Here is a 23,996-nt window from a genome sequence, read left to right on the forward strand (position 1 = left end):
AAATCCCTGCTTTAGATGTCGAGGATCTTCGCCACCACGCCCGAGCCCACGGTGCGTCCGCCTTCGCGGATCGCGAAGCGCAGGCCTTCTTCCATGGCGATCGGGTTGATCAGCTTGACCGTGATGCTCACGTTGTCCCCGGGCATGACCATTTCCTTGTCCTTGGGCAGCTCGATGGCGCCAGTCACGTCCGTCGTGCGGAAGTAGAACTGCGGGCGGTAGTTGTTGAAGAAGGGCGTGTGGCGACCGCCTTCGTCCTTGCTCAGCACGTACACCTCGGCGGTGAAGTGCGTGTGCGGCTTGATGGAGCCGGGCTTGCACAGCACCTGGCCGCGCTCGACTTCTTCACGCTTGGTGCCACGCAGCAGCACGCCCACGTTGTCGCCCGCCTGGCCCTGGTCCAGGAGCTTGCGGAACATCTCGACGCCGGTGCAGGTGGTCTTGACGGTCGGGCGGATGCCGACAATCTCGATTTCCTCGCCGACCTTGATGACGCCGCGCTCGACGGCGCCAGTCACCACGGTGCCGCGTCCGGAGATGGAGAAGACGTCTTCGACGGGCATCAGGAAGGTGCCGTCGACCGCGCGCTCGGGCGTGGGGATGTAGCTGTCGAGGGCGTCGGCCAGCTTCATGATGGCTTCTTCACCGAGCTTGCCCTTGTCGCCTTCGAGGGCGAGCTTGGCCGAGCCGTGGATGATGGGGGTGTCGTCGCCGGGGAATTCGTACTTGTCGAGCAGCTCGCGCACTTCCATTTCAACGAGCTCGAGCAGTTCGGCGTCGTCGACCATGTCGCACTTGTTGAGGAAGACGATGATGTAGCCGACACCGACCTGGCGCGCCAGCAGGATGTGCTCGCGGGTCTGGGGCATGGGGCCGTCGGCGGCCGAGCAGACCAGGATGGCGCCGTCCATCTGGGCGGCACCGGTGATCATGTTCTTGACGTAGTCGGCGTGGCCCGGGCAGTCGACGTGCGCGTAGTGGCGGTTGGCCGTTTCGTATTCGACGTGGGCGGTGTTGATGGTGATGCCGCGCGCCTTTTCTTCGGGCGCCGCGTCGATCTGGTCGTAGGCCTTGGCTTCGCCGCCGAACTTGGCAGACAGCACGGTCGCAATGGCCGCCGTCAGCGTCGTCTTGCCATGGTCAACGTGACCGATCGTGCCCACGTTCACGTGCGGCTTCGTGCGGGTGAATTTTCCTTTTGCCATTTTCTCGACTCCGAAAAATAACTAGATCAACACACTGATATGGGGTTGCAGCCGGCGGCTGCAACCCCAAAACTGGTGCCCTTTGCGGGAATCGGACCCGCGACCTCTCCCTTACCAAGGGAGTGCTCTACCACTGAGCCAAAAGGGCAAAACAAACCTGCGCCTAGCGTTGAACGGACTTCTGGAGCGGGAGACGGGAATCGAACCCGCGTCATTAGCTTGGAAGGCTAGGGTTCTACCATTGAACTACTCCCGCGTCGCGGCGCACCCAAGGACACCGAAGCACGATCTTCAAGCGCTCAGCAAAATCCATTCATCGCTGGTGGAGAGGGCTGGATTCGAACCAGCGTACTCGTAAGAGGGCAGATTTACAGTCTGCTGCCATTAACCACTCGGCCACCTCTCCGGCGAACCTCGGAATATAGCACGGTTGGGTGGGCAGGTCGATGACAGCACCCCGGATTTTCGCAGAGCGCTCAGCCGCGCTCGCGCCAGGCCCGCGCCTGCCCGAAATGCCCGCAACCGATGAAGGGCACCGGCGGCCGCAGGGCCGAGAGCGGCGAGGGATGGTTCGCCGTCAGGACCTTGTGGCGGCCGGCATCGATCAGCGCCCGCTTGCTCTGCGCATGCGAGCCCCACAACATGAAAACAACGGCCCGCTCCCCTTGCGCCACGTGCCGGATCACCGTGTCGGTCAGCACCTCCCAGCCGCGTCCTGCGTGACTGGCTGGCTGGCCCTCCTCCACCGTCAGGCAGGTGTTCAGCAGCAGCACGCCGTGCGTCGCCCACTTCACCAGGCTGCCGCCCGGGTCCGGAAACCGGGGCGGCGGCGTGCCGAGGTCGCGCTGCAGCTCCTTGAAGATGTTGCGCAGCGACGGCGGCAGCGCGACGCCGGGCGCCACCGAGAACGCCAGCCCTTCGGCCTGCCCGCGACCGTGGTATGGGTCCTGGCCCAGGATCACGACGCGCACCTGTTCGGGCGGCGTCAGCTCCAGCGCCCGCAGCGGCTGCGGCGGGAAGATCACGGCGCCCTGGTCCAGCCGCTCACGCAGAAAGCCCAGCAGCCGCCGGCCGGCCGCCCCGGCAAAGAAATCGTCGATCAGCGGCTTCCAGCCTGGCGCTACCGGCCAGTCGGCAGGATCGCTGCTCGTCAGCTGTGTCGGTGCATTCATCAGATGACCTCCGCCGGGCGGCCTGCCGGCGCTCATTGGAACAATGCAGCGAGCGCCTCGCCGGGTTCGTCGGCGCGCATGAAGGCCTCGCCGACCAGGAAGGCCTGGACACCGGCCGCGCGCAGCTTCGCGACGTCGTCGCGCGTCGTGATGCCCGATTCGGTCACCGTCAGGCGATCGGCCGGCACCCGCGCCAGCAGGTCGATCGTGGTCTGCACCGAGACCTCGAAGCTGCGCAGGTCGCGGTTGTTGATGCCGATCAGCGGCGTCCTGAGTTTCAGCGCGCGATCGAGCTCGGCGCCGTCGTGCACCTCGACCAGCACCGCCATGCCGAGCCCGGTGGCGATCGCCTCGAAGTCGCGCATCTGCGCGTCGTCCAGGCAGGCCGCGATCAGCAGGACCGCGTCGGCGCCCATCGCACGCGATTCGTAGACCTGGTAGGCATCGACGATGAAATCCTTGCGCAGCACCGGCAGGTCGCAGGAGGCGCGCGCCTGCTTGAGGTAGTCGACGCTGCCCTGGAAGAACTGCCGGTCGGTCAGCACCGACAGGCAGGCGGCACTCACCTTGCCATCGCCCTCGGCATAGCTCTGGGCGATGTCCGCCGGGATGAAATCCTCGCGCAACACGCCCTTGCTCGGGCTGGCTTTCTTGACTTCGGCGATCACCGCAGCGGCACCGGCCGCGATCTTCGCGCGCAGGGCACCGGCGAAATCGCGCGTGAGCACGCGGCTTTCGGCGTCGAAGCGCACCGCTTCGAGCGAGCTTCTCTTCCGCGCCGCCGCGATCTCTTCGCGCTTGACGGCAACGATCTTCTGGAGGATGTCCGACATTCGCCGCTCCTCCTAGGCCGCCGAGGTCGCCCGGACCAGCTCGCCCAGCTTGGCCTTGGCCGCCCCCGAGGCCAGCGCGGCGTTGGCCCGCGCCACGCCGGCGGCGATCGAATCGGCCAGATCCGCCGCATAGAGCGCCGCGCCCGCATTGAGCACCACGATGTCCCGCGCGGGACCGGCCTGGTTGTCGAGCACGCCCAGCAACATGGCCTTCGATTGTTCGGGCGTTTCCACGCGCAGCGCGCGGTTGCTCGACATCGCGAAGCCGAAGTCCTCCGGATGCAGCTCGTACTCGCGCACCTCGCCGCCCTTGAGCTCGCCGACCATCGTGGCGGCGCCGAGCGAGATCTCGTCCATGCCGTCGCGCCCGTACACCACCAGCGCGTGCTCCGCGCCGAGGCGCTGCAGCGCGCGCACCTGGATGCCGACCAGGTCCGGATGGAACACGCCCATCAGGATATTGGGCGCGCCGGCGGGGTTGGTCAGCGGGCCCAGGATGTTGAAGATCGTCTTGATGCCGAGCTCCTTGCGCACCGGCGCGACGTTCTTCATCGCCGGATGGTGGTTGGGCGCGAACATGAAGCCGATGCCGACGTCGGCGATGCACTTGGCGATCTGCTCGGGCTTCAGGTTGATGTTGATGCCCAGCGATTCCAGCACGTCGGCACTGCCCGATTTGCTGCTCACGCTGCGCCCGCCGTGCTTGCTGACCTTGGCACCGGCGGCGGCGGCGACGAACATCGCGCAAGTCGAGATGTTGAAGGTGTGCGAGCCGTCGCCGCCCGTGCCCACGATATCGACCAGGTGGGTGGTGTCGGCCACCGGCACCTTGGTCGAGACTTCGCGCATCACCTGCGCGGCGGCCGTGATCTCGCCGATGGTTTCCTTCTTGACGCGCAGGCCGGTGATGAGCGCCGCCATCATCACGGGCGAGCATTCGCCGCTCATGATGAGGCGCACGATGTGCAACATCTCGTCGTGGAACACCTCGCGGTGCTCGATCGTGCGCTGCAGGGCTTCCTGGGGGGTGATGGGCATGATGAAGGTCTCCCTGGGTTCAGTGGGTCGAAGTCGTTGCAAGAGGATTGTCCGAAAACGCGAGCTTGAGCCCGAAGCCGATGAACATCAGGCCGGCACAGCGTTCCAGCCAGTGCATGCCGCGCCGCACCGCGCCCACGCGGCGCGCCATCCAGCCGGCCAGCGAGGCCCAGCCGATGTTGACGAAGATCGCATTGAAATTGAACAGCACGCCCAGCAGGAAGAAGGCGAGCGGCTTGTTCGCCGCATCGGCGGCGATGAACTGCGGCACGAAGGCCAGAAAGAACAGTGCCACCTTGGGATTGAGCGCATTGGTCCAGAAGCCGCCCAGGAACACGCTCTTCATGTCGACGCGCGCCGGCACGCCGTCGTCAGCAGCAGGATCGGGCACATCCGCCACGGGTGGCCGCGACAGCAGCATGCGCACGCCGACCCAGAGCAGGTAGGCCGCGCCGCCCCACTTGAGCACGGTGAAGGCCGTCATGGAAGCCGCCATCAACGCGCTCACGCCGACCGCCGCCGCGGTGATGTGCACGAAGCAGCCGGCGGTGATGCCGAAGCCCGCGACGATGCCCGCGCGCGTGCCTGCGCGCAGCGCGCGGCTCACGATGTAGAGCACGTCCGGGCCCGGCGTCAGGTTCAGCAGCAGCCCCGCCGCGACGAACAGCAGCAATGCATGGGGTTCAGGCATGGAAGAAGCTCCGGATGGCACCGATGGCGCGGTCGATGCCGGCGGTGTCGACATCGAGATGCGTCGCGAAGCGCAAACGATACAAGCCCGTGGCGAGCACGCCCTGCTGCTTCAGATGCGGCACCAGCTCGGCCGAGCGCGAGCGCGCCTCGCCCGTCAGATCGACGAGCAGCAGGTTGGTCTGCGGCGCCTCGAACTGCAGCCCCGGCAGGCCGGCCAGGCCGTCGGCCAGCCGGCGCGCGAGCAGATGGTCCTGCGCAAGACGCTCGATATGGTGGTCGAGCGCATGCGAAGCGGCCGCCGCCAGCATGCCCGACTGCCGCATGCCGCCGCCGGCCATCTTGCGGATGCGGTGCGCCCGCGCGATGAATTCGCGCGAGCCGCACAAGGCGGACCCGACCGGCGCGCCGAGGCCCTTGCTGAAGCAGACCGACACGCTGTCGAAGCAGCCGGCGATGCGCCGGGCTTCGGTGCGTGCGTCGGTGCCGCGCTGCGCCGCCTGCGCCACCGCCGCGTTGAAGAGCCGCGCGCCGTCGAGATGCCGTGCCAGCCCCTTGCGCCGGGCCAGCTGCGTGGCCTGTTCCACATAGTCGAAGGGCAGCAGCTTGCCGCCCAGCGTGTTCTCCAGCGCCAGCAGGCGGGTGCGCGCGAAATGGGCGTCGTCGGGCTTGATGGCGGCCTCGATGGCCCCCAGCGCGAGCGTACCGTCCGGCTGGTGGTCGAGCGGCTGCGGCTGCACGCTGCCGAACACGGCCGCGCCGCCGCCTTCCCAGCGGTAGCAGTGCGCCATCTGCCCGACGATGTACTCGTCGCCACGCTGGCAATGCGAGAGGATCGCGCAAAAGTTGCTCTGGGTGCCCGTGGGCACAAACAGCGCAGCCTCGAAGCCCAGCATGCCGGCAATCTTTTCCTGCAGCGCGTTCACACTCGGATCGTCGGCGAACACGTCGTCGCCCAGCGGCGCCGCAAGCATGGCCGCACGCATGGCGGCGGTCGGCCGCGTGACGGTGTCGCTGCGCAGGTCGACCACGGTCGGCGAAGAGGATGAGGCCGTCATTCGGATCACTCCAGGAAGTTGCGCAGCATGGCATGGCCGTGCTCGGTGAGGATGGATTCCGGATGGAACTGCACGCCCTCGATGCGCACCGCCTGCGCGAAGCCCGTGTGGCGCACGCCCATGATCTCGCCGTCGTCGGTCCACGCCGTGATCGCGAGCTCACCCGGGCACGCGTCGCGCTCGATCGACAGCGAGTGATAGCGGTTAACGCTGAACCGTTGCGGCAGGCCCGCGAACACGCCTTCGCGCGTGGTCGTGATCTCGCTGGTCTTGCCGTGCATGAGCTGCTGCGCGCGCACGATCCGGGCGCCGAAGGCCGCGCCGATCGACTGGTGGCCGAGGCACACGCCGAGGATCGGCAGCTTCCCCGCGAACTCGCGGATCGCCGCCACCGACACCCCGGCCTCGGCCGGCGAGCAAGGGCCCGGCGAAATCACCAGCCGGTCGACGCCGGCGGCAACGCGCGCCCGCAGGCCGTCGAGCGTGATCTCGTCATTGCGATGCACCTCGACCTCGGCACCGAGTTCGCCGAAGTACTGCACCAGGTTGTAGGTGAAGCTGTCGTAGTTGTCGATCATCAGGAGTTTCATGGCTTGGCTCCGATCCGATGCACGCCCTTCACCACGGGGAACACGTTGAAGTTGATGAGCAACCCCAGCTTGAGTTGCGACAGGCGCACCGTCGCGTGGGCCTGCGCCCGATGCCCATCGGTGAGCGCATCGACCGCCTTCACCTCGACGACCACCGACTGCTCGACCACGAAGCCGGCACGGCAGACCTCGCCGAGCGAGCGGCCCTTGTAGCTGGCCGACACCGGCACGTCGCGCGCGAAGCCGATCTCGCGCTCGGAGAATTCGATCGCCAGCGCCGCAGCATAGACCGCTTCGGGCAGCCCGATGCCGAGCACGCGCTGCACCTCCACGGCGGCGCCGATGATCTCGTGCGAGAAGTCGTCGTTGCGGTTGTCGTCGGCCATCATTCGAGTCCTTCTTCGACCAGTTCGGCTGCGCGCAGCAAGGCGCGCGCCTTGGCCTCGGTCTCTTTCCATTCGAGCTCGGGCACCGAGTCGGCGACCACGCCGGCCGCAGCCTGCACGTGCAGCATCTGGTCCTTCACGATGCCGGTGCGGATCGCGATCGCGACGTCCATGTCGCCGGCGTAGCTGATGTAGCCGCAGGCGCCGCCGTAGAGGCCGCGCTTGGTCGGCTCCAACTGGTCGATCAGTTCCATCGCATGCACCTTGGGTGCGCCGGTCAGTGTGCCGGCAGGGAAAGTCGCCTTGAGCACGTCGATCGCGGTCATGCCGTCCTTCAGTGTGCCTTCGACGTTGCTCACGATGTGCATCACGTGGCTGTAGCGCTCGACCGCGAAGGCCTCGGTCACCTTCACGCTGCCGGTTTTCGCGATGCGGCCGATGTCGTTGCGTGCGAGGTCGATCAGCATCACGTGCTCGGCGCGTTCCTTGGGGTCGTTGAGCAGTTCCAGTTCCGCCGCCTTGTCGAGCTCGAGCGAGGCGCCGCGCGGACGCGTGCCGGCCAGCGGGCGGATGGTGATCTTCTGTTCGCCCTCGCCCGTGTGCTCCTGCCGCACGAGGATCTCGGGCGAGGCGCCGACCACGTGGAAATCGCCCAGGTGGTAGTAGTACATGTAGGGCGAGGGATTGAGCGAGCGCAGCGCCCGGTACAGCGACAGCGGCGATTCGGTGTAGCGCTTGCTGATGCGCTGGCCCACCTGCACCTGCATGAAGTCGCCGGCCGCGATCAGTTCCTTGGCGCGCTCGACCGCCGCGATGTAGTCGGCCTTGGCGAAGCTGCGCTCGGCCGGGTGCGCCTGCGTCGGCTTCACCTGCGGCGCGCTCACCGAGTACCTGAGCTGGTCGCGCAGCGCGCGCAGCCGGCGCTTGGCATTCGCATAGGCCTCGGGCTGGCCGGGATCGGCATAGACGATCAGGTAGAGCTTGCCCGACAGGTTGTCGATGACCGCCAGCTCCTCGCATTGCAAAAGCAGGATGTCGGGACAACCGAGCGTGTCGGGCGGGCAGCTCTTTTCGAGCTTCTTCTCGATATGGCGCACCGTGTCGTAGCCGAAGTAGCCGGCCAGGCCGCCGCAGAAGCGCGGCAGCCCGGGCCGCAGTGCAACCTTGAAGCGCTGCTGGTAGGCGGCGACGAAGTCGAGCGGATTGCCCTGGGCCGTCTCGACGACCTTGCCCTCGGTCACGACCTCGGTGCGCGCATCGGCGCCGAAGCCGCTCGCACGCAGCAGCGTGCGCGCCGGCAGGCCGATGAAGCTGTAGCGGCCGAAGCGTTCGCCGCCGACCACCGATTCGAGCAGAAAGCTGTGGCGGCCGCTGTCCTTGGTGTAGGCGAGCTTGAGGTAGAGGGAGAGCGGGGTTTCGAGGTCGGCAAAGGCCTCGACCATCAGCGGGATGCGGTTGTAGCCCTGCGCGCTGAGGCTTTTGAATTCGAGTTCAGTGATCACGGGTGGGTCTCCGTCGGCCAGCGGACGCTTGGAAGGCGCTGGCGGTGTCATTCGGGTGTGGCCGGGTCGGCAGGACCGGAGCCGCGGGCGCACGGCGTGCGCCGCGCAATCAGACAGGCAACGACGATGGCGTACGCCAGGGCCAGGCTCCCCGGCTGTCTTGCCCTGTCTGGATGACGTGATGAATGAACATGGAAGTGACGAGTTTAGCCGAGCGACAGGGCTCGGACAAACGGCTACATTTCGCCGGTTCGTTTCGACAACAAGGACAACCAGGGGGAACCATGAATCAAGCTGCATGGCGGAGCGGTGTCGCGCTCGCCGTTCTCGCCGCCGCGTCGGCCTGCGCCACGGCCGTGCCCATCGAAGCCGGCGGCGTCCCGTTCGACGAGGCCATCCGGCTCGGCGGCAGCCCGCTGTTGCTGAACGGCGCGGGCGTTCGCAACAAGGCGGTCTTCAAGGTCTACGCGGCCGGCCTCTATCTGAGCACCCGGGCCACGACGACCGAGGAAGTGCTGTCAATGGCGGGGCCCAAGCGACTCGCGATCACGATGCTGCACGACGTCGACGCCGACGTGCTCGGCCGGCTCTTCACGCACGGCGTGGAAGACAATTCGCCGCGCAGTCGCATGTCGCAGCTCGTTCCCGGGCTGCTGCGCATGGGCCAGATCTTCTCGGATCAGAAGGAGCTGAAAGCCGGCGACAGCCTCGTGATCGATTGGATTCCGGGCGCCGGCACGATCCTCACGATCAAGGGCGCGACGCAGGGCGCGCCGATCCGGGAACCCGAATTCTTTGACGCCCTGCTGCGCATCTGGCTAGGCCCAGTGCCTGCCGACTGGAAGCTCAAGGACGCGTTGCTGGGGAAATGACGCACACCCCCAGCGGCATTTCAGATCAGGGGGCCGAGTTCGTCGAGCGAATCGACGAAGCCATCGGCGTCCACGGCGCGGATGGGCTCGCCATGGTTGTAGCCGTAGCTGACCAGCATCACGGCGCAGCCGGCGGCGCGCGCAGCGCGGGCGTCGTTGCTCGAATCCCCGATCATCAGCGTGCGCGCGGGCCGGGTGCCGAGGGCTTCGCAGGTCTTGATCAGCGGCAGCGGGTCGGGCTTCTTGCGCTCGAAGGCATCGCCGCCGAACACCCGGTCGAAGAAGCCGTCGAGTCCTTTCGCCGCCAGCAGCGGCCGCGCGAAGGCCGTGGGCTTGTTGGTCAGGCAGGCCAGCCGCAGGCCGCGGGCGCGCAATGCATGAAGGCCCTCGGGCACGCCCGCATAGACCGTCGAATGGCGGCCGTTGACATCGAGGTAATGATGCAGATAGCGCTGAAGGGCACGGTGGTACAAGGCCGCCTCGGTGCCCGGCGCGGCCACGTGCCGCAGCACCGAATGGATCAGATGTTCCGAGCCCTTGCCGACCATGGCGTTCACGGCCGGCGCATCGACGTGCGGCAGGCCCAGCTCGTCGAGCATGCGGTTGAGCGCAGCCACGAAGTCGCCGACGGTGTCGATCATCGTGCCGTCGAGGTCGACGATGGCGGCATCGAAGCGGTCTGGCGCCGCGGAATTCGAAAAGAAGGACAAGACAGGCTCCGACCAGGCATTCAAAGCCGACGAGCATAGCGACCCCGGCGAGGCGCGCTGCACGTTCAGGCCGGCGCTTCGCGCTGCCCGCGCTCCGGCGGCGGCGCATCCGGGGCCTGCGCCAGCACCAGCCGGAACGCGCTGCCGCGCCCCGGTGCGCTGTCCAGCAGCACCTTGCCGCCGTGCCGCTGCGCGACGGTCCGGACGAAGGCCAGCCCGAGCCCCGCACCATCGACCTGCGTGCCCGAACGGCCGCGCACGAAGGGCTCGAACAACTGCGCCTGCAGCGCTTCGTCGATGCCCGGGCCTTCGTCTTCCACCCGCACGGCCCAGTCCGCGCCAAGGGCCTCGACGGCGCAGGTGATCCATGCGCCTTCGCGCGAGAACTTGAGCGCATTGCCCAGCAGGTTGCCGATGGCGCGCGCCACCAGCTCGCGATCGATCAGGCTCGTCGCCTCCTGCGGCGACGGCGCCATGACGATGCGCAGCTTGCGCCGCCGCAGGGTCTCCCACTGATCGTCGATGCATTCGCGCAGCAGGTCGACCAGGTTGCAGCGCTCGATGCGATAGCCGGACGATTGCGCCCGCACGAGCTGGATGAAGTCGTCCGACAGTGCCATCGCCTTCGTGGCGTGGCGCTCGAGGCGCTGATGGAACTGCGCGTCCGTCATCGCCGCCGGGTTCTGCCGGCGCAGTTCCAGCAAGGTGAGGATGGAGGCTTGCGGTGCGCGCAGATCGTGGCCGAGGAAGCGCATGGCATCGTCGCGTTGGCGCTCGGCCTGCCGCAGCGCGCTCACGTCGACGACGGACAGGATCCAGCCCGAGTGCACGCCGCCGCCGCTGAAGGAAGGCACCTGCTTGACGAGCAGATCGCGCGCGCGGCCGTCGCGTGCTGCGGCCGAGTGCACGCCGGCCGCTGCCGCCAGCGCGTCGACCGTGATGACCGGCTGGTGGTCCTGTTGCGACAGCACGTCGCTCATCAGCACCGGCAGCAGCGCACCGCGCAGCCTTTGATCGGAGTCGACGCCGAAATGCCGCGCCGCCGCCGCATTGGCCAGCAGCACGGTGCCCAGGCGATCGCAGACCAGCACGGCATCGGGCAATCCTTCGAGGCTGTCGCTGACGAACCGGTGCAGGTCGCGCAGTTGCTGCGCCGCCTGCCTGAGCGCCTCCATCCGGCGATCGAGGAAATCGCCCCTCGGCGCCAGAGGCCCGGCCGGTATCGGCATCATGCCGCCGCTCGCACGCAGCTGCCTCAACTCGTCGACGAGGTAGCGCGTGGCGGCATCGAGCCTTCGCCAGCTCCACAGCGCATAGGTCAGGCCGAGTCCGAGCATGCCGGCCGCGGGCGAGAACTGGAGCCGGAAGCCCAGCATGGCGATCGCCGCGGCCAGCGGCAGCGCGGCGATCAGGCCGACGGTGAGCAGCAGCGCCGCCAGCGGACCGAGGAAGGCGAGCCCGGCCAAAGCCAGCAGCACGGCGAGCAGGTTCAGCGCCGCGTCGAGCCAGGCCGGCACGGCCGCGATGCTGTGGCCGCCAAGCAGGCTGTCGAGCACGTTGGCCGAGATCTCGACGCCGGACATCAATTGCGGCCGCCCCGCGACCGGCGTGGCATACAGGTCGCCCAGGCCCGCGGCCGTGGCGCCGACCAGCACGAACTTGTCGCGGAAAGTGCCGGGCGGCACCACGCCGTCGAGCACGTCGACGTACGACACATGCCGGAAGTGCCCGGGCGGGCCGGCGAAAGGCACGATCATCCTGTGCGATCGCTGCCAGGCAAGGACCTGGCCCGAAACCGGATCTTCCATGCGTCTCTCGACCTCGGCCAGGCCCGGCAACTCGGCCGGCACGATGCCCTTGCCGCCGGCGGCCAGCATGGCGACGCTGAAATGGTCCTGCATGCGGCCCGCGAGCCCTTCGCGCAAATACACGTTGCGCGCAACGCCGTCGTCATCGATCGGCAGATGCACGAGGCCCAGGCCCGCGGCACTGTGTGCGAGCAGCGGGATCGGCGCGACGACGACCGGGTCGCCGCCCAGGTTCTGCATCATGCTCGGCAGCACCACGCGCCCGCTGCGCGCCAGCGCGCCGGCGAGCACGACATCGTCGCCGGGAAAACGCTGGTCGGGTTCGCTGAGCAGCAGATCCATGCCGATGGCCCGCGGCCCATCCTTGCCGATGTCGTCGATCAGCGCGGCATGGAAGGAGCGCCGCCATGGCCAGCGTCCCAGCGCGGCCACGCTCTTGTCGTCAATGACGACGATGATCACCTCGCCGTGCGTGAGGTCCCGCATCTGCAGCGCGATCAGGCCGTCCTGGAGCAGCCGGTTCGGCCGTCGCAGCAGGCCCGAGCCTTCGAGCACGAACACCAGCGCTGCCGCGACGAGCGACAGCACGGCCCATTCGAGCCAGCGCGGCGGGCGGCGCCGGGGCGCGAGGGAAGCGGGGATGGGCGGCATGTCGATGGAGGATATGACGTCGACGCGCCGCCGCGCGTCCGGCGCCAGCCTCTACGGCCGTCCCCAGGCGTGGCCTTGGCCGTCGCGCACCGCCGCACCGCTCGAGTCGCGGATCGCGCCGCCGATCCGTACCGCCTGCGCGGCGGAGAACGCACCGGCCTGGCCTTGGGCATCGATCGCCTGCAGCCTGACGTAATAGGTGCCGGGCGCTTGGCCGGACAGATGCAGCAGCGGCTCGGCCTGCGTGCCGTCGTGCACGAGATCGGCAAAACCGCCGTCGCGCGCCACCTGGATCCGGTAGCGCTCGCCGGCCGTGCCCGACCAGTGGACCTGCAGCGCCTCGTCGTCGCTGTCGATCGAGGCCACGGGCGCCTGCGGCGGCGGCGCGACGAGTTCGAAGCCCTGGCTGCCGCCGAAGGGGCCCTGGTCGGTGGCGCCGTCAGCCGCCAGCCGCACGGAGGCCACGCGCCAGAAATACCGCCCCGGCGGCAAGCTGGCCTGGTAGCGGCATTCGTCGAGCGCCGGCGCATCGATCTCCGGCGTTTCGAAGTGCTCGTCCTTCGCGACCTGCAGCCGGAAGCGCCGAATGCCCGCGGGCTGCGTGCAGCTCAGCGCGACCGCGCGGCCGACCACCTTCTCGTCCGGCGCCGGCCGCTCGAACAGCGGCGCGACCGGCGTGGCCTTGACGCGCAGCGCACGCGTGCTTTCGCGGCCCAGCAGGCCGGCCTCGTCGGCGGCGCGCACGCCCAGCGTGTAGGCGCCGTCATCGAGGCCTGCGAACTGCACCCGGCCGTCGCTGGCCATGCCGTCGCGCACGACCTGCTCCAGCGCCGCATCGGTGGCGATGCGCACGCGCCAGGCCGCGACGCCCGGCGCGGCGGGCAGCTGCAGGCGCACGAAGTCGGCGTCGGTCACGGTGTCGGGCAGCGTCGACAGATCGGGCGCCTCGGGCAGGGCGCGCACCGGCCCCATCCGGCCGGTGCCATCGACCCGGACGCCCTGCCCGGCCAGGAGCCGCCGCGATGACGGACGGCCATGGCGATCCTGCAGCACGACCTCACCCTTCAACACCTCGCTCGTGACTGCGGCGTCGCGCTGGATGGCAACGCCGAACTCGGTGCCGCGCACGCTGGCGATCGCCAGCGGCGTGTGGACCTCGAAGCGGCTGGCCTTGTTGCGCCGCGGACGCACGGAGGCATCCACGCGGCCGGCCTCCATCTGGATGATGGTGCGGCCGGCATGCGCGGCTTCGTCCTCCGCGACGCCGGACAGGCGCACGCGCGATCCCGCGGGAATGCGCACCACGGAGCCGTCGCTCAACCGAAGCCGCGCGAAACCGTCGAGACCCACCGTGAGGGTCGATCCCTGCGGCAGGTCCATGCCGGCCTGCAGCGCATGCGCCTGCGTCTCGCCCGGACGCACGAGCTGCACGTCGCCCGTCACATAGGCCGCGGTGGCGAAGACCGCCATGGACGCAAGCAGGTCGGCAGGGATACGCACCGGCGTGCCAGGCGCGATTCGCCGCGGATCGGCGATCGCATTGAGTCGCTGCAGCCGGGGCCAGTGGTCCGCCCGGCCCGTGTACCGCTCGGCCAGCTCGTACAGCGTGTCGCCGGATTGCACGCGATGCACGAGACCGGGTTGCGGCGCCTGCGCCGCTGCAAGACTCAGGTGGAGTGCCACCACGGCACAAGCCGACCCGCGCGCGATGCGCACGAGCGGATGGATCGCATGCGCGCGTCGCGCCGGCGCGTCAGGCCGGGCGGCTGTCATCCGCATGAACGGCCTCGAAACGGTAGCCCTGACCATAGATGGAAGCCAGCCTGAAGCCGTTCTCCGGACGCAGCCGCAATGCGGTGCGCACGCGCGAGATGTGGGTGTCGAGCGAGCGCGACATCAGGTCCGATCCCAGCGGGTTGTTGTTGTTCCAGATGGCTTCCAGCAGGTACTGGCGCGACAGCAGGCGGCCCATGTTGCGGAACAGGGTGAGCGCCAGATCGAACTCCTTGTGCGTCAGCGCGACCGGCTCGCCGTCGACTTCGACATGCCGGCTCGCGAGAACGAAGCGGTAGCGCTCCCAGATCTGTTCGTCGGGCGCGGGTTCGGCATAGGCGCGCCGCAACAGGGCCTGCACGCGCGCCGCGAGCTCGCCGACGCGGATCGGCTTCATCATGAAGTCGTCCGCCCCGGCGGCCAGCCCCTCCACGATGTCGCGCTCCTGGCGGCGATTGGTCACGAACAGGATGGGTATGCGGGCCTGCAGATGGTTGCGCACCCATTGCACGATCTCCGGGCCGGTGGTGTCCGGCAGATGCCAGTCGAGGATCAGCAGGTCGAAGGTTTCGCGCCGCAGTTCGCGCTGCAATGCGGCGCCCTCTGTGAAGACATGGCAATCATGTCCGACGGCCCGCAACGTACTCTTGATGAGATCAAGCTCCTCGACGTCGTCGTCAAGTGCAGCAACTCGCATTTTTCCTACTTTCCCAGTGAGCATCCGGCGACTCGTCGGCACCTCACGGTGAACATGGGAAAGTGTAGCGAGCAATCGAATTCGACCCGCTTGCCAATTGTCAAGCAATGTCAATTAGTTGCGGTTATTTGCCTTGCCCATGCATCCGGGCGCCAGCCGACAGCATGCAGGGACGCAAGATCGGCGCCACGCAGCGCCGCGAGAATTCACCGGATTTCACGCCGCGTTTCGCACTGACAATCGCGCGCCTCCCCGACCGGAGGATTCACTTCAACGAAAGGAATTCACATGCACATCCTCTGGACCATCCTGATCGGCTTCGTCATCGGCCTCATCGCCCGCGCGGTCATGCCCGGCACCCAGTCCATCGGCTTCATCCTGACGGTCGTGATCGGCATCGTCGGCTCGCTGCTCGCCACTTACGTGGGCGATGCGATGCACTGGTACCGGGCCGGCCAGACCGCAGGCTTCATCGCCTCGGTCTTCGGTGCGATCGTGCTGCTGGCGCTCTATCGCCTGGTCGCACGCTGACTCAGGCCTCGGTCAAGGACTGCGCGGCCACCACCGCCTCGGTGCGATTGCGCACGTTGAGCGCACGGAAGATCGCCGCCAGATGGATCTTGACCGTGCCTTCGCTGATGCCGAGCGCACGGCCGATCAGCTTGTTGGGCTTGCCTTGCGACAGCAACTGCAGCACTTCGACCTGCCGCTCGGTGAGCACATTGCGCAGGTGCTCGAGCGTCTGCGCTGCGGCGGCGGCCGAGGCGCGCTGCGCGGCTTCGGCCGCCGCGCCCGGCACCCCGGCCACGACACCGGGCGGCAGCGCCGACAGCATCATCGGCGGCACGTACACGCCGCCGGCCAGGACCAGGCGCACCGCCGACAGCATCACCTCCGGCGAATAGGCCTTGGGAATGAAGCCCAGCACGCCGCGCTCCAGCGCGCTGCGCATGATGGCCGGGTCTTCGTAGCCCGACAGCACGATGACCGGCACCGCCGGATGACGGCGGCGGATCTCGTCGATATGGGCCTGGCCTTCGGCGCCCGGCATGTTGAGGTCGATCACGGCCAGGTCGATGTCGTCGGCGGCACCGGCGAGCAGCTCGTCGACGCTCATCGCCAAGACGAACTCGATGCCAGCCTGGAGCTCGGACAGCTTGGCTTTGACCGCCTCGATGACGAGCCGGTGGTCGTCGGCGATCAGAATTTTCATGGCTTACCCCAGCGTGATGAATGAACTCAGCGACATCGAAGATAACGGCGTTCGCCTCCCGCAGCAAGCCGCGATCGCTCCACGAACGACATAGCTCCCAAGCGGTATGGCGTGGGTGTGCGGCGGACGAAAGAATCTTTTCACACTCAGGAATGGACGGGGACACGGTCATGTGCCATCGATGCCGGCGCAAACGCAGGGTTCCACTCGCCGCAGCCGCATAGCCGCGGGCGCTGCATGGCTCGGCTCGTCGATCGTTTCTCCGCGCTGTTCTCGTTCGGCCTCGAACTCGACCTCGCGATCGCGGCCGGCCGCGCGGCGGGTTCCTGCCAGGCGGCCCAGCAACGTGCGCGCGCGCTGCTCGACCAGGCCCGCACCGCCGCCGCAGCCGCCGGCACCTCGCCCCGCCAGATCGAATCGGCCTCGTTCGCGATGGTCGCCTGGATCGACGAGATCCTCGCGCGGCACCCGGCCTGCACGGCGCGGAACGCGCCGCTGCAGGTCCAGCTCTTCAACTCCAACAACGCGCACAGCGAGTTCTTCCACCACCTGTCCGCGCTGCAGGCCGACGACGGCGAGGTGCGCGAGGTCTACTGGTACGCGCTGGTCCACGGCTTCAAGGGCCAGTATTACTTCGAGAGCGGCGACAGCGGCGAACTCGGCAAGCTCAAGACGCTGCATGCGCAGCAGTTGCCGGTGCGTCCCGCGGCGCTGGACACGCTCGCGCACGAACGCATCACGCCGCAGCCCTACGACGCGCCGGACCCGCCGGGGCCGCGCGATCCCGAGCGCCGCGAACGGGCGCTGCTGCGCGCCGGCGGCGCGCTGACGCTGCTGGTGCCGCTCGCCTGGCTGCTCTGGTGGCTGCTGGCCGGGCCGGGCATCGCGCCGCCGACGCTGGCGCAGCGTGTCGAACAGCGGCTGCAGACCTACGCCTGCTCCGACCTCTCCGCCACCACCGGCGCGGATGGCGCGCTGCGGGTCAGCGGCTTCGTCTCGCTGCCGGAGGACAAGGCGCGCGTGCAGCGCGAGGTCGGCGCCATGTCGGGCGGGCGCACCGCCGTCTTCGACCTGCGCCTGCGCATCTGGCCCTACTGCGAGGTCGCGGCCATCCTCAAGCCCTACCAGGCACGCAACCGCGGCAGCCAGTATGGCCTGCACGTCGGCACCGCGACCGCACGCGACGGCCGGCTGCGCGAAGGCGACACCGTGCTGCTGCAGGTCACCAGTCCCAGCTACGACGCCTATCTCTGGGTCGACTACTACACCGCCGACGGCGCCGTGATGCACCTGAGCACGCACCGGCCGCAGCGGCTGGCGGCAGGCGCAACCATCGAACTGGGCCGCGACATCCCATCGAGCTGGCTCGTGAGCCCGCCCTTCGGCACCGTGATGGTCAGCGCCCTCGCCTCGCCAGCGCCCTTCGATGAAACGGCCGACCGTCCACCGTTCGAGCTGGCCTCGGCCTTCCTGCTGCGGCTGCGCGAAGCGCTGGCAGCCAACAAGGGCGGCGACCGGCTCATCGCCGACTTCGTGTTCTTCGAAACGGTGGAGCGCTGACATGAACGGCCTGAACCCGCCGCCGGTGCATTTCTGGCCGCTGCTCGCGCTGTGCCTGCTGGCCTTCGCCGGCCTCTGGTGGTTCGTGCTGGGCGCCCGGCGGCTGGCGCGCCGGCGCCAGCTGCGGCGGCGCATCGAAGCGCTCGGATCCGCGGCACCGGCGCCCGAGGACACGGCGCCCGCCGCATTGCGCCAGGCGGCCACGCAGACGCGCCAGGCGCTTGCGCAATCGACGGCGCCTCGCATGCGAACGCCGCCGCTGTACCGCATTCCGTGGTTCATGTTCCTCGGCGACGACGCGTCCGATGTCGGCGGACTGCTGGATGCGGCCCAGCGCACCGCGCCGGAGCCGCTTGCGCGCACCGGTGCGGCCGAGGCCTTCTGGCGCTGGCGGCAGCTGCCGTCGATGGTTGCCATCGAAACCCGCCCCGCGCTGCTGCACGAATCCGCGGACGACCTGCAGGAGCGCGCGCTCTGGTGCGAGGCCCTGGTGACACTCGCCGAGCAGCGCCGCCGCCTGCCGCTCAACGGCATCGTGGTGTGCGCGGATGTAGCCGGCCTCGGGGCCGGCGCGCAGGACAGCGGTCCGGTCGCGCGGCGCCTGATCGACGAAGCCGCCGAGGCGCTGCAGCTCCATCTGCCGGTCTACCTGGTCGTGACAGGCCTGGAGCAGCTGCCCGGCTACGACGCGCTGCGGGCCGCGCTGCCGGCCGAGGTCCTGGCGCAAGCGCTGGGCCATCGCCTGCCGAACATTCCAGCGCAAGGCACTTCTTTCGAGGGCCGCTTCGATGCCCTCTTCGACACGCTCACGCTGCGCCTGCATGCCTTGCGCATGGGCCTCTTGCGCGATCCGCGCACGCTTGCGCAGCGCCAGGGCATCCATGCCTTCGTCGAACAGCTCTTCGCGCTGCGGCCCGGCCTCGAAGCGCTGGCCGCCTGCCTGTTCGACAACCCGCGGGGATCGCGGCCGCCGCGCTGGCGCGGCCTTTACTTCGCGGCCGCGCCGTCGGAGGAAGCCGACGGCGGCGCCTTCGTGGCGGATCTGTTCCAGCATTTCCTGCCGGCCGACCAGCCGCTGGCGCGCTCGTGAAACAACAACGCGCCCTACTTCGCCTCGACGCGGATCTGCCGCGCGCCGAAGTTCAGGCCGAGGTTCAGCGGCTTGCCGACCTCGAGCGCGCGCACCTCGCGCCAGCGCGCATGGTCGAGGTCGCGATAGGCCGCCATCACGCCGATGGCCTTGGCATCGGGCTGCAGGGTCATCTCGATCTTCTTGCTTTCGCCGGGGCGCAGCAGCACTTCCTCGCGCTGGATCATCTCGGCACCGAGCGTGGCCTGGTCCTTCTCGAACAGCGAGAAGAAATCGGCCGCCTCGAAGGCGCCCGTGGTCTTGAGCGCATAGACGCGCACGGTGAGCGGCGAGGCGCGTCCGCGCGCGTCGGGATTCGCATCGGTACCGGCCGCGAGCGTGATCGACACCTGCGTCACCACCGGCTTGGGTGGCGGGCTTCCACAGGCGGCGAGCAGCAGTCCCGCCGACAGCAGCGCCGCAGCCCCGAATGCGCGGCGATGCCACGCGATGGCGAAGCGTCCATAGGGCGAACGGCGTGTACCAGGTGCTCTCATGCTATTCCCTTCGTTGCATTGACCGGTCCGTGGGCATCTTTGATTATCCCCAGTGAACTCGAACAGGCAACATGCTGACACCCGAACTCGTCGACGCCCTCCAGGCGCCCATCAGCGAGGCTTCGCCCGCCGGCGAGGATCTTGAGTACGACCCGGCCTTCACCGCGCTGGAGTCGGCCGCACAGGGCAAGCCCGAGCAACAGTTCGGCGACACCGTCATTCCTGCGGTCGAACCCGAATGGCGCGCCGTGGCCGAACAGGCGCAGGCGCTGCTCGGCCGCGCCAAGGACGTGCGCACCGCCGTGCTGCTGCTGCGCGCCGCGACGAGGATGCAGGGCGTGGCCGGCTTCGACCTCGGCCTGCAATTGCTCACCGGCCTGCTCGACCGCTACTGGGACGGCATACATCCAAAGCTCGATGCCGACGACGACAACGATCCGACGATGCGCCTGAATGCGCTCGCGCCGCTGACCGACGAAGGCATGGTGCTGCGCGACCTCTACGACGCGGGCGTGGGCAATGCGCGCGGCGTCGGCCCGATCCGCGTGCGCGACATCGCGATCGCGCACAACGCGCTGGCCGCGGTCGGCACCGACGCGACCTATTCGCAGGCGCAGATCCAGGGCGGCCTCGAAGCCATCCATGCCGAAGCGCCGCAGGTGCTGCAGACCCTGGCCGAGGTGCCCGCGCGGGTCGCGCGCCTGCAGGCGCTCCTGAACGAACGCACCGGCCGCGGCGATGCGATCGACCTCGCGCCGCTGCGCGCGATCGGTGGCGTGCTGGGCAAGGCCTGCGCGGGCGTCGCCGGCGCCGCGGGCAGCGCCGACCCTGCGGCCTCGGAAGACGAGCCCGCCGAAGGCACCGCTTCGGGCAAGCCCGGCGCGCCCGCACGCAGCGCCGCCGCGCACGGCGAGATCCAGACCCGACAGGACGCGCTGCAGATGCTCGACCGCGTGATCCGCTACCTCGAACAGGCCGAGCCCGGCAACCCGGCGCCGCTCCTGATCGCGCGCGCCAAGAAGCTCATCGGCGTGAGCTTTCTCGAAATCATGGCCGACCTGGCGCCGAACGCGATGGACACCATCGAGACCGTGACCGGCAAGCAGGCGGCCGAATAGGCCCATCCAACCCGCCCCCTTCATCCAGGATTTCCAAGGAGCAACCCATGTCCAAGAGCAGCCAGAAATTCATCGCCCGCAACCGGGCGCCCCGGGTCCAGATCGAGTACGACGTCGAGCTCTACGGCGCCGAGAAGAAGGTCCAGCTGCCTTTCGTGATGGGCGTGCTGGCCGATCTCTCGGGCAAGCCGGCCGATCCGCTGGCGCCGGTGGGCGACCGCAAGTTCCTCGAGTTCGACACCGACAACTTCGACTCGCGCATGAAGGCCATGAAGCCGCGCGCCGCCTTCGCGGTGCCCAACACGCTGACCGGCGAAGGCGACCTCAAGGTCGACATCACCTTCGAGAACATGGACGACTTCTCGCCCGCCGCGGTGGCGCGCAAGGTCGACGCACTCAACAAGCTGCTCGAAGCGCGCACGCAGCTCTCGAACCTGGTGACCTACATGGACGGCAAGGGCGGTGCCGAGGATCTTCTCGCAAAGGTGCTGGAGAACCCCGAGCTGCTCAAGACGCTGGCCGCCAGCAAGAAGCCCGAGGACGGCGCCACGCCGGCCGCCTGACGCCCCATTGTCCGAACACGAGGAGAACCCACCATGGCCACCGAAGCACTCGAGCAGCAGAGCGCACTGAAAGATGTCGCTTACGAGGGAAGCGATTTCTCGTCGCTCCTGCAAAAGGAATTCAAGCCGCGCAGCGACGAGGCCAAGAGCGCCGTCGAAGCCGCGGTGCTCACGCTGGCGCAGCAGGCGTTGGCCAACACCAAGGTGATCGGCAAGGACGTGACCAAGTCGATCCAGGCCATGATCGCCGCGATCGACCAGAAGCTCACCGACCAGGTCAACCAGATCCTGCACAACGAAGAGTTCCAGAAGCTCGAGAGCGCCTGGCGCGGCCTGCACTACATGGTGAACAACACCGAGTCGGACGAGAACCTCAAGATCCGCGTGATGGACATGTCGAAGAAGGAACTCGGCAAGACCTTGAAGAAATTCAAGGGCGCGGCCTGGGACCAGAGCCCGCTGTTCAAGAAGATCTACGAGCAGGAATACGGCCAGTTCGGCGGCGAGCCCTTCGGCGCCATCGTCGGCGACTACCACTTCGATCAAAGCCCGCCCGACGTCGAGATCCTCGGCGAGATGGCCAAGATCGCCGCCTCTGCGCACGCGCCCTTCATCACCGGCGCCAGCCCGAACCTGATGCAGATGGAATCGTGGCAGGAGCTCGCCAATCCGCGCGACCTGACCAAGATCTTCGGCACGCCCGAATATGCCGGCTGGCGCTCCTTGCGCGAATCGGACGACTCCAAGTACCTCGGCCTGTGCATGCCGCGCTTCCTCGCGCGCACGCCCTACGGCGCCAAGACCAATCCGATCGAGGAGTTCGACTTCGAGGAAGACACCGCGGGCGCCGACCACAGCAAGTACGCCTGGGCCAATGCGGCCTACGCGATGGCCACCAACATCAACCGCTCCTACAAGCTCTACGGCTGGGGCTCGCGCATCCGCGGTATCGAGTCCGGCGGCGCGGTCGAGAACCTGCCGCTGCACACCTTCCCGAGCGACGACGGCGGCGTCGACCAGAAGTGCCCGACCGAGATCGCGATCAGCGACCGGCGCGAGGCCGAGCTGTCGAAGGCCGGCCTGCTGTCGCTGATCCACCGCAAGAACTCCGACTTCGCCGCCTTCATCGGCGCCCAGTCGCTCAACAAGCCGGCCGAGTACGACGACCCCGATGCCACAGCCAATGCCAACCTGGCCGCGCGTCTGCCTTATCTATTTGCCTGCAACCGCTTCGCGCACTACCTCAAGTGCATCGTGCGCGACAAGGTCGGCAGCTTCAAGGAACGCGACGAGATGCAGCGCTGGCTCAACAAGTGGATCACCAACTATGTCGACGGCGACCCGGTCAACTCATCCGAAGAAACCAAGGCGCGCAAGCCGCTCGCCGCAGCCGAAGTGGTGGTGGAGGAAGTCGAGGGCAACCCCGGCTACTACAGCTCCAAGTTCTTCCTGCGGCCGCACTACCAGCTCGAAGGGCTGACGGTGTCGCTGCGGCTGGTGTCGAAGCTGCCCTCGGCCAAGGGCGGCAAGTAGGCCAGGTTGCGGCGCGATTTTTTCAACGAAGCTTTTCAAGTTCGCGCCGCACGTTCGTTCTCGAGGCAGCTGGGCTGAACGGCATCCGCCGACGGCCAGGCGCCAAGCGGTTCCAGTCGACGATCAACCACCCGCCCGCAATCGGGTTTCATGAAGGAGCATCGAAATGAGTTCAGATTTCTACGCCAAGGTCACCAAGGCGGATGGTGAGTCCAAGAAGGAAGGCCACGTCAACGAGATCGAGGTCCTGTCCTGGTCATGGGGTGTCTCGAACGCCACGACCGCCGGCGTGGGCGGCGGCGCGGGCAAGGGCAAGGCCACGCCGCAGGACATCAGCTTCACGCACCTGTACGACAAGGCCTCGCCGGTGCTGGCGGGCTTCTGCATCAAGGGCACGCACATCGACGAGCTCAAGCTCACGGCGCGCAAGTCGGGCGACGGCCAGCAGGATTACCTGATCGTCACGCTCTCGGGCGCCTTCATCACCAGCGTGGCGGTGGGCGGCTCGGCTGGCGGCGACATGGTCGAGACCGTGAGCTGCGCCTTCCAGAAGATCAAGACCGAATACAAGCTGCAGGACAAGGAAGGCAAAGTCAGCGCCGGCCCCGAGTTCACCTGGAACCTGGAAGACGGCAAGCTCACCTGAGCGCGCCGGGAGCAGGCCATGGCATTCAGCTTCAAGTACATCGGCTCGACCAGCCACGTCGAGCGCGTGCTCTACAACCTGGACTGGTCGGTGGGGCGCATCGGCGGCAACCTGCGGGAGGACGTCATGCTGGCGCAGGCCTTGCTGCGGATGGTGTTCTACGAGCTCGCAGGCAAGGGCGGCCTGCTGCCGCCGCTGGGGGCAGACGGCATCGAGGTCGACGGATGGATCGGCCCGAGCACGCTGCGCCACATCGCGCAATTCCAGGACCAGGCGATCTCGCTGGGACAGAAAGTACTGCGCGACGGCAACTTCGATCCGTTCAGGAAAGTCGGGCAATCGAGCACGATCTCCCATACGAGGTATTCGATCGAGCTGCTGAACAATTTCTGCGCCAACAACTGCGACACCAACCGGATGCGCAACTTCGACGATCTGCCGGTTCGTCTGGATGTGCCGCTGCAGTTGCGCAATGCGTTGAAGACGGTCAAGAAGACCGCGGCGCAGTATCAGTGAGGAGGCCCCCTCCTTCCCCCTCTCCCTCCGGGAGAGGGCTGGGGTGAGGGCGCCGGGCCTTCAAGCAACCTGCACGATGGCTTCGACTTCCACGGTCATGCCGTTGGGAAGCGATCCCATGCCGACGGCGGATCGCGCATGCCGGCCAGCCTCTCCAAACACGTCGATCAGCAGTGCGGAGCAACCGTCGATCACCTTGAAGTGCTCGGCAAACGTTACCTGCGACTTCGCACGGA

General features: G+C 68.0%; 24 protein-coding genes, 3 tRNA genes and 1 pseudogene. 9 read left to right on the forward strand and 19 right to left on the reverse strand.

All coding sequences use genetic code 11. From position 1 onward, the window contains the following. Nucleotides 1-11: 11 nt before the first annotated feature. The 12 genes from tuf to trpE all read right to left on the reverse strand — a co-directional run bounded on the left by tuf (nt 12) and on the right by trpE (nt 8,474). Nucleotides 12-1,205: an elongation factor Tu gene (tuf, locus tag E5P2_RS24830; RefSeq protein WP_162565439.1), complete on the reverse strand. Its 1,194-nt coding sequence runs from the start codon at nt 1,203-1,205 to the stop codon at nt 12-14. A 73-nt stretch (nt 1,206-1,278) separates the two neighbouring features. Further along, a tRNA-Thr gene (locus E5P2_RS24835) sits at nt 1,279-1,353 on the reverse strand. 34 nt (nt 1,354-1,387) lie between these two features. Next, nucleotides 1,388-1,461, reverse strand: a tRNA-Gly gene (locus tag E5P2_RS24840). A gap of 64 nt (nt 1,462-1,525) precedes the next feature. After that, nucleotides 1,526-1,611: transfer RNA gene (locus E5P2_RS24845), tRNA-Tyr, on the reverse strand. 70 nt (nt 1,612-1,681) lie between these two features. Next, nucleotides 1,682-2,377 (reverse strand): uracil-DNA glycosylase, encoded by a 696-nt coding sequence (locus tag E5P2_RS24850; protein WP_162569764.1) that lies wholly within the window; start codon nt 2,375-2,377, stop codon nt 1,682-1,684. Between the two features lie 32 nt (nt 2,378-2,409). Next, entirely contained in the window at nt 2,410-3,210 is an 801-nt protein-coding gene (gene trpC, locus E5P2_RS24855) for an indole-3-glycerol phosphate synthase TrpC (RefSeq protein WP_162569765.1), read from the reverse strand. Between the two features lie 12 nt (nt 3,211-3,222). Continuing rightward, nucleotides 3,223-4,248: an anthranilate phosphoribosyltransferase gene (gene trpD / locus E5P2_RS24860; RefSeq protein WP_162569766.1), complete on the reverse strand. Its 1,026-nt coding sequence runs from the start codon at nt 4,246-4,248 to the stop codon at nt 3,223-3,225. Between the two features lie 19 nt (nt 4,249-4,267). Next, the gene (locus E5P2_RS24865) at nt 4,268-4,939 is read right to left on the reverse strand and encodes a LysE family translocator (protein WP_162569767.1); all 672 of its coding nucleotides are present in this window, start codon (nt 4,937-4,939) and stop codon (nt 4,268-4,270) included. Continuing rightward, a complete protein-coding gene (ltaE, locus tag E5P2_RS24870; protein WP_162569768.1) occupies nt 4,932-5,996 on the reverse strand; it encodes a low-specificity L-threonine aldolase in 1,065 nt (354 codons plus the stop codon). Before ltaE ends, E5P2_RS24865 begins: the two co-directional genes overlap by 8 nt. Nucleotides 5,997-6,001: 5 nt before the next feature. Further along, complete coding sequence (locus E5P2_RS24875) at nt 6,002-6,586, reverse strand: anthranilate synthase component II (RefSeq protein WP_162569769.1); 585 nt, start codon at nt 6,584-6,586, stop codon at nt 6,002-6,004. After that, nucleotides 6,583-6,975, reverse strand: a complete 393-nt coding sequence (locus E5P2_RS24880; RefSeq protein ID WP_162569770.1) for a GxxExxY protein — start codon at nt 6,973-6,975, stop codon at nt 6,583-6,585. Before E5P2_RS24880 ends, E5P2_RS24875 begins: the two co-directional genes overlap by 4 nt. Continuing rightward, nucleotides 6,972-8,474, reverse strand: a complete 1,503-nt coding sequence (gene trpE, locus E5P2_RS24885; protein ID WP_162569771.1) for an anthranilate synthase component I — start codon at nt 8,472-8,474, stop codon at nt 6,972-6,974. The genes E5P2_RS24880 and trpE overlap by 4 nt, the downstream gene beginning before the upstream one ends. 284 nt (nt 8,475-8,758) lie before the next feature. Here trpE and E5P2_RS24890 point away from each other — a divergent pair, with 284 nt between their 5' ends. Beyond that, on the forward strand, nt 8,759-9,346 hold the full coding sequence (locus tag E5P2_RS24890; RefSeq protein WP_162570657.1) for a chalcone isomerase family protein: 588 nt from the start codon (nt 8,759-8,761) through the stop codon (nt 9,344-9,346). 20 nt (nt 9,347-9,366) lie between these two features. Here the strand turns inward: E5P2_RS24890 and E5P2_RS24895 are convergent, their stop codons facing one another. From E5P2_RS24895 to E5P2_RS24910, 4 genes are all read right to left on the reverse strand, one after another. Continuing rightward, the gene (locus E5P2_RS24895) at nt 9,367-10,056 is read right to left on the reverse strand and encodes a phosphoglycolate phosphatase (protein ID WP_269475702.1); all 690 of its coding nucleotides are present in this window, start codon (nt 10,054-10,056) and stop codon (nt 9,367-9,369) included. A 65-nt stretch (nt 10,057-10,121) separates the two neighbouring features. Further along, nucleotides 10,122-12,515: a CHASE2 domain-containing protein gene (locus E5P2_RS24900; protein WP_162569772.1), complete on the reverse strand. Its 2,394-nt coding sequence runs from the start codon at nt 12,513-12,515 to the stop codon at nt 10,122-10,124. A gap of 51 nt (nt 12,516-12,566) precedes the next feature. Beyond that, entirely contained in the window at nt 12,567-14,294 is a 1,728-nt protein-coding gene (locus E5P2_RS24905; protein WP_162569773.1) for a FecR domain-containing protein, read from the reverse strand. Then, on the reverse strand, nt 14,269-14,985 hold the full coding sequence (locus E5P2_RS24910; protein ID WP_162569774.1) for a response regulator transcription factor: 717 nt from the start codon (nt 14,983-14,985) through the stop codon (nt 14,269-14,271). Before E5P2_RS24910 ends, E5P2_RS24905 begins: the two co-directional genes overlap by 26 nt. 288 nt (nt 14,986-15,273) lie before the next feature. On the opposite strand from E5P2_RS24910, the gene E5P2_RS24915 reads away from it, so the two are divergent. Next, nucleotides 15,274-15,516: a GlsB/YeaQ/YmgE family stress response membrane protein gene (locus E5P2_RS24915; RefSeq protein WP_162569775.1), complete on the forward strand. Its 243-nt coding sequence runs from the start codon at nt 15,274-15,276 to the stop codon at nt 15,514-15,516. A 1-nt stretch (nt 15,517) separates the two neighbouring features. Here E5P2_RS24915 and E5P2_RS24920 read toward each other — a convergent pair whose 3' ends face one another. Further along, the gene (locus E5P2_RS24920) at nt 15,518-16,198 is read right to left on the reverse strand and encodes a response regulator transcription factor (RefSeq protein WP_162569776.1); all 681 of its coding nucleotides are present in this window, start codon (nt 16,196-16,198) and stop codon (nt 15,518-15,520) included. Between the two features lie 237 nt (nt 16,199-16,435). Here E5P2_RS24920 and E5P2_RS24925 point away from each other — a divergent pair, with 237 nt between their 5' ends. After that, nucleotides 16,436-17,758, forward strand: a complete 1,323-nt coding sequence (locus tag E5P2_RS24925; protein ID WP_162569777.1) for a DotU family type IV/VI secretion system protein — start codon at nt 16,436-16,438, stop codon at nt 17,756-17,758. A gap of 1 nt (nt 17,759) precedes the next feature. Beyond that, complete coding sequence (locus E5P2_RS24930; RefSeq protein ID WP_162569778.1) at nt 17,760-18,848, forward strand: type VI secretion system protein; 1,089 nt, start codon at nt 17,760-17,762, stop codon at nt 18,846-18,848. Nucleotides 18,849-18,862: 14 nt separating this feature from the next. On the opposite strand, the gene tssJ is transcribed toward E5P2_RS24930, so the two are convergent. Then, the gene (gene tssJ / locus E5P2_RS24935; protein WP_162569779.1) at nt 18,863-19,384 is read right to left on the reverse strand and encodes a type VI secretion system lipoprotein TssJ; all 522 of its coding nucleotides are present in this window, start codon (nt 19,382-19,384) and stop codon (nt 18,863-18,865) included. Between the two features lie 71 nt (nt 19,385-19,455). Here tssJ and tssA point away from each other — a divergent pair, with 71 nt between their 5' ends. From tssA to E5P2_RS24960, 5 genes are all read left to right on the forward strand, one after another. Further along, a complete protein-coding gene (gene tssA / locus E5P2_RS24940; RefSeq protein WP_162569780.1) occupies nt 19,456-20,502 on the forward strand; it encodes a type VI secretion system protein TssA in 1,047 nt (348 codons plus the stop codon). 47 nt (nt 20,503-20,549) lie between these two features. After that, on the forward strand, nt 20,550-21,065 hold the full coding sequence (gene tssB / locus E5P2_RS24945) for a type VI secretion system contractile sheath small subunit (protein WP_162569781.1): 516 nt from the start codon (nt 20,550-20,552) through the stop codon (nt 21,063-21,065). A 33-nt stretch (nt 21,066-21,098) separates the two neighbouring features. Continuing rightward, complete coding sequence (gene tssC, locus E5P2_RS24950; protein WP_162569782.1) at nt 21,099-22,598, forward strand: type VI secretion system contractile sheath large subunit; 1,500 nt, start codon at nt 21,099-21,101, stop codon at nt 22,596-22,598. A 166-nt stretch (nt 22,599-22,764) separates the two neighbouring features. Continuing rightward, a complete protein-coding gene (locus E5P2_RS24955) occupies nt 22,765-23,244 on the forward strand; it encodes an Hcp family type VI secretion system effector (RefSeq protein ID WP_162569783.1) in 480 nt (159 codons plus the stop codon). A gap of 18 nt (nt 23,245-23,262) precedes the next feature. After that, nucleotides 23,263-23,760 carry a peptidoglycan-binding protein gene (locus E5P2_RS24960; protein WP_162569784.1) on the forward strand — a complete coding sequence of 166 codons (498 nt, stop codon included), beginning with the start codon at nt 23,263-23,265 and terminating at the stop codon, nt 23,758-23,760. Between the two features lie 60 nt (nt 23,761-23,820). Here E5P2_RS24960 and E5P2_RS24965 read toward each other — a convergent pair. Then, nucleotides 23,821-23,934, reverse strand: a pseudogene (locus E5P2_RS24965) (RidA family protein); the annotation flags it as partial. Nucleotides 23,935-23,996: the final 62 nt, after the last annotated feature.

This window comes from Variovorax sp. SRS16, assembly GCF_901827165.1.
Lineage (GTDB): Bacteria > Pseudomonadota > Gammaproteobacteria > Burkholderiales > Burkholderiaceae_C > Variovorax.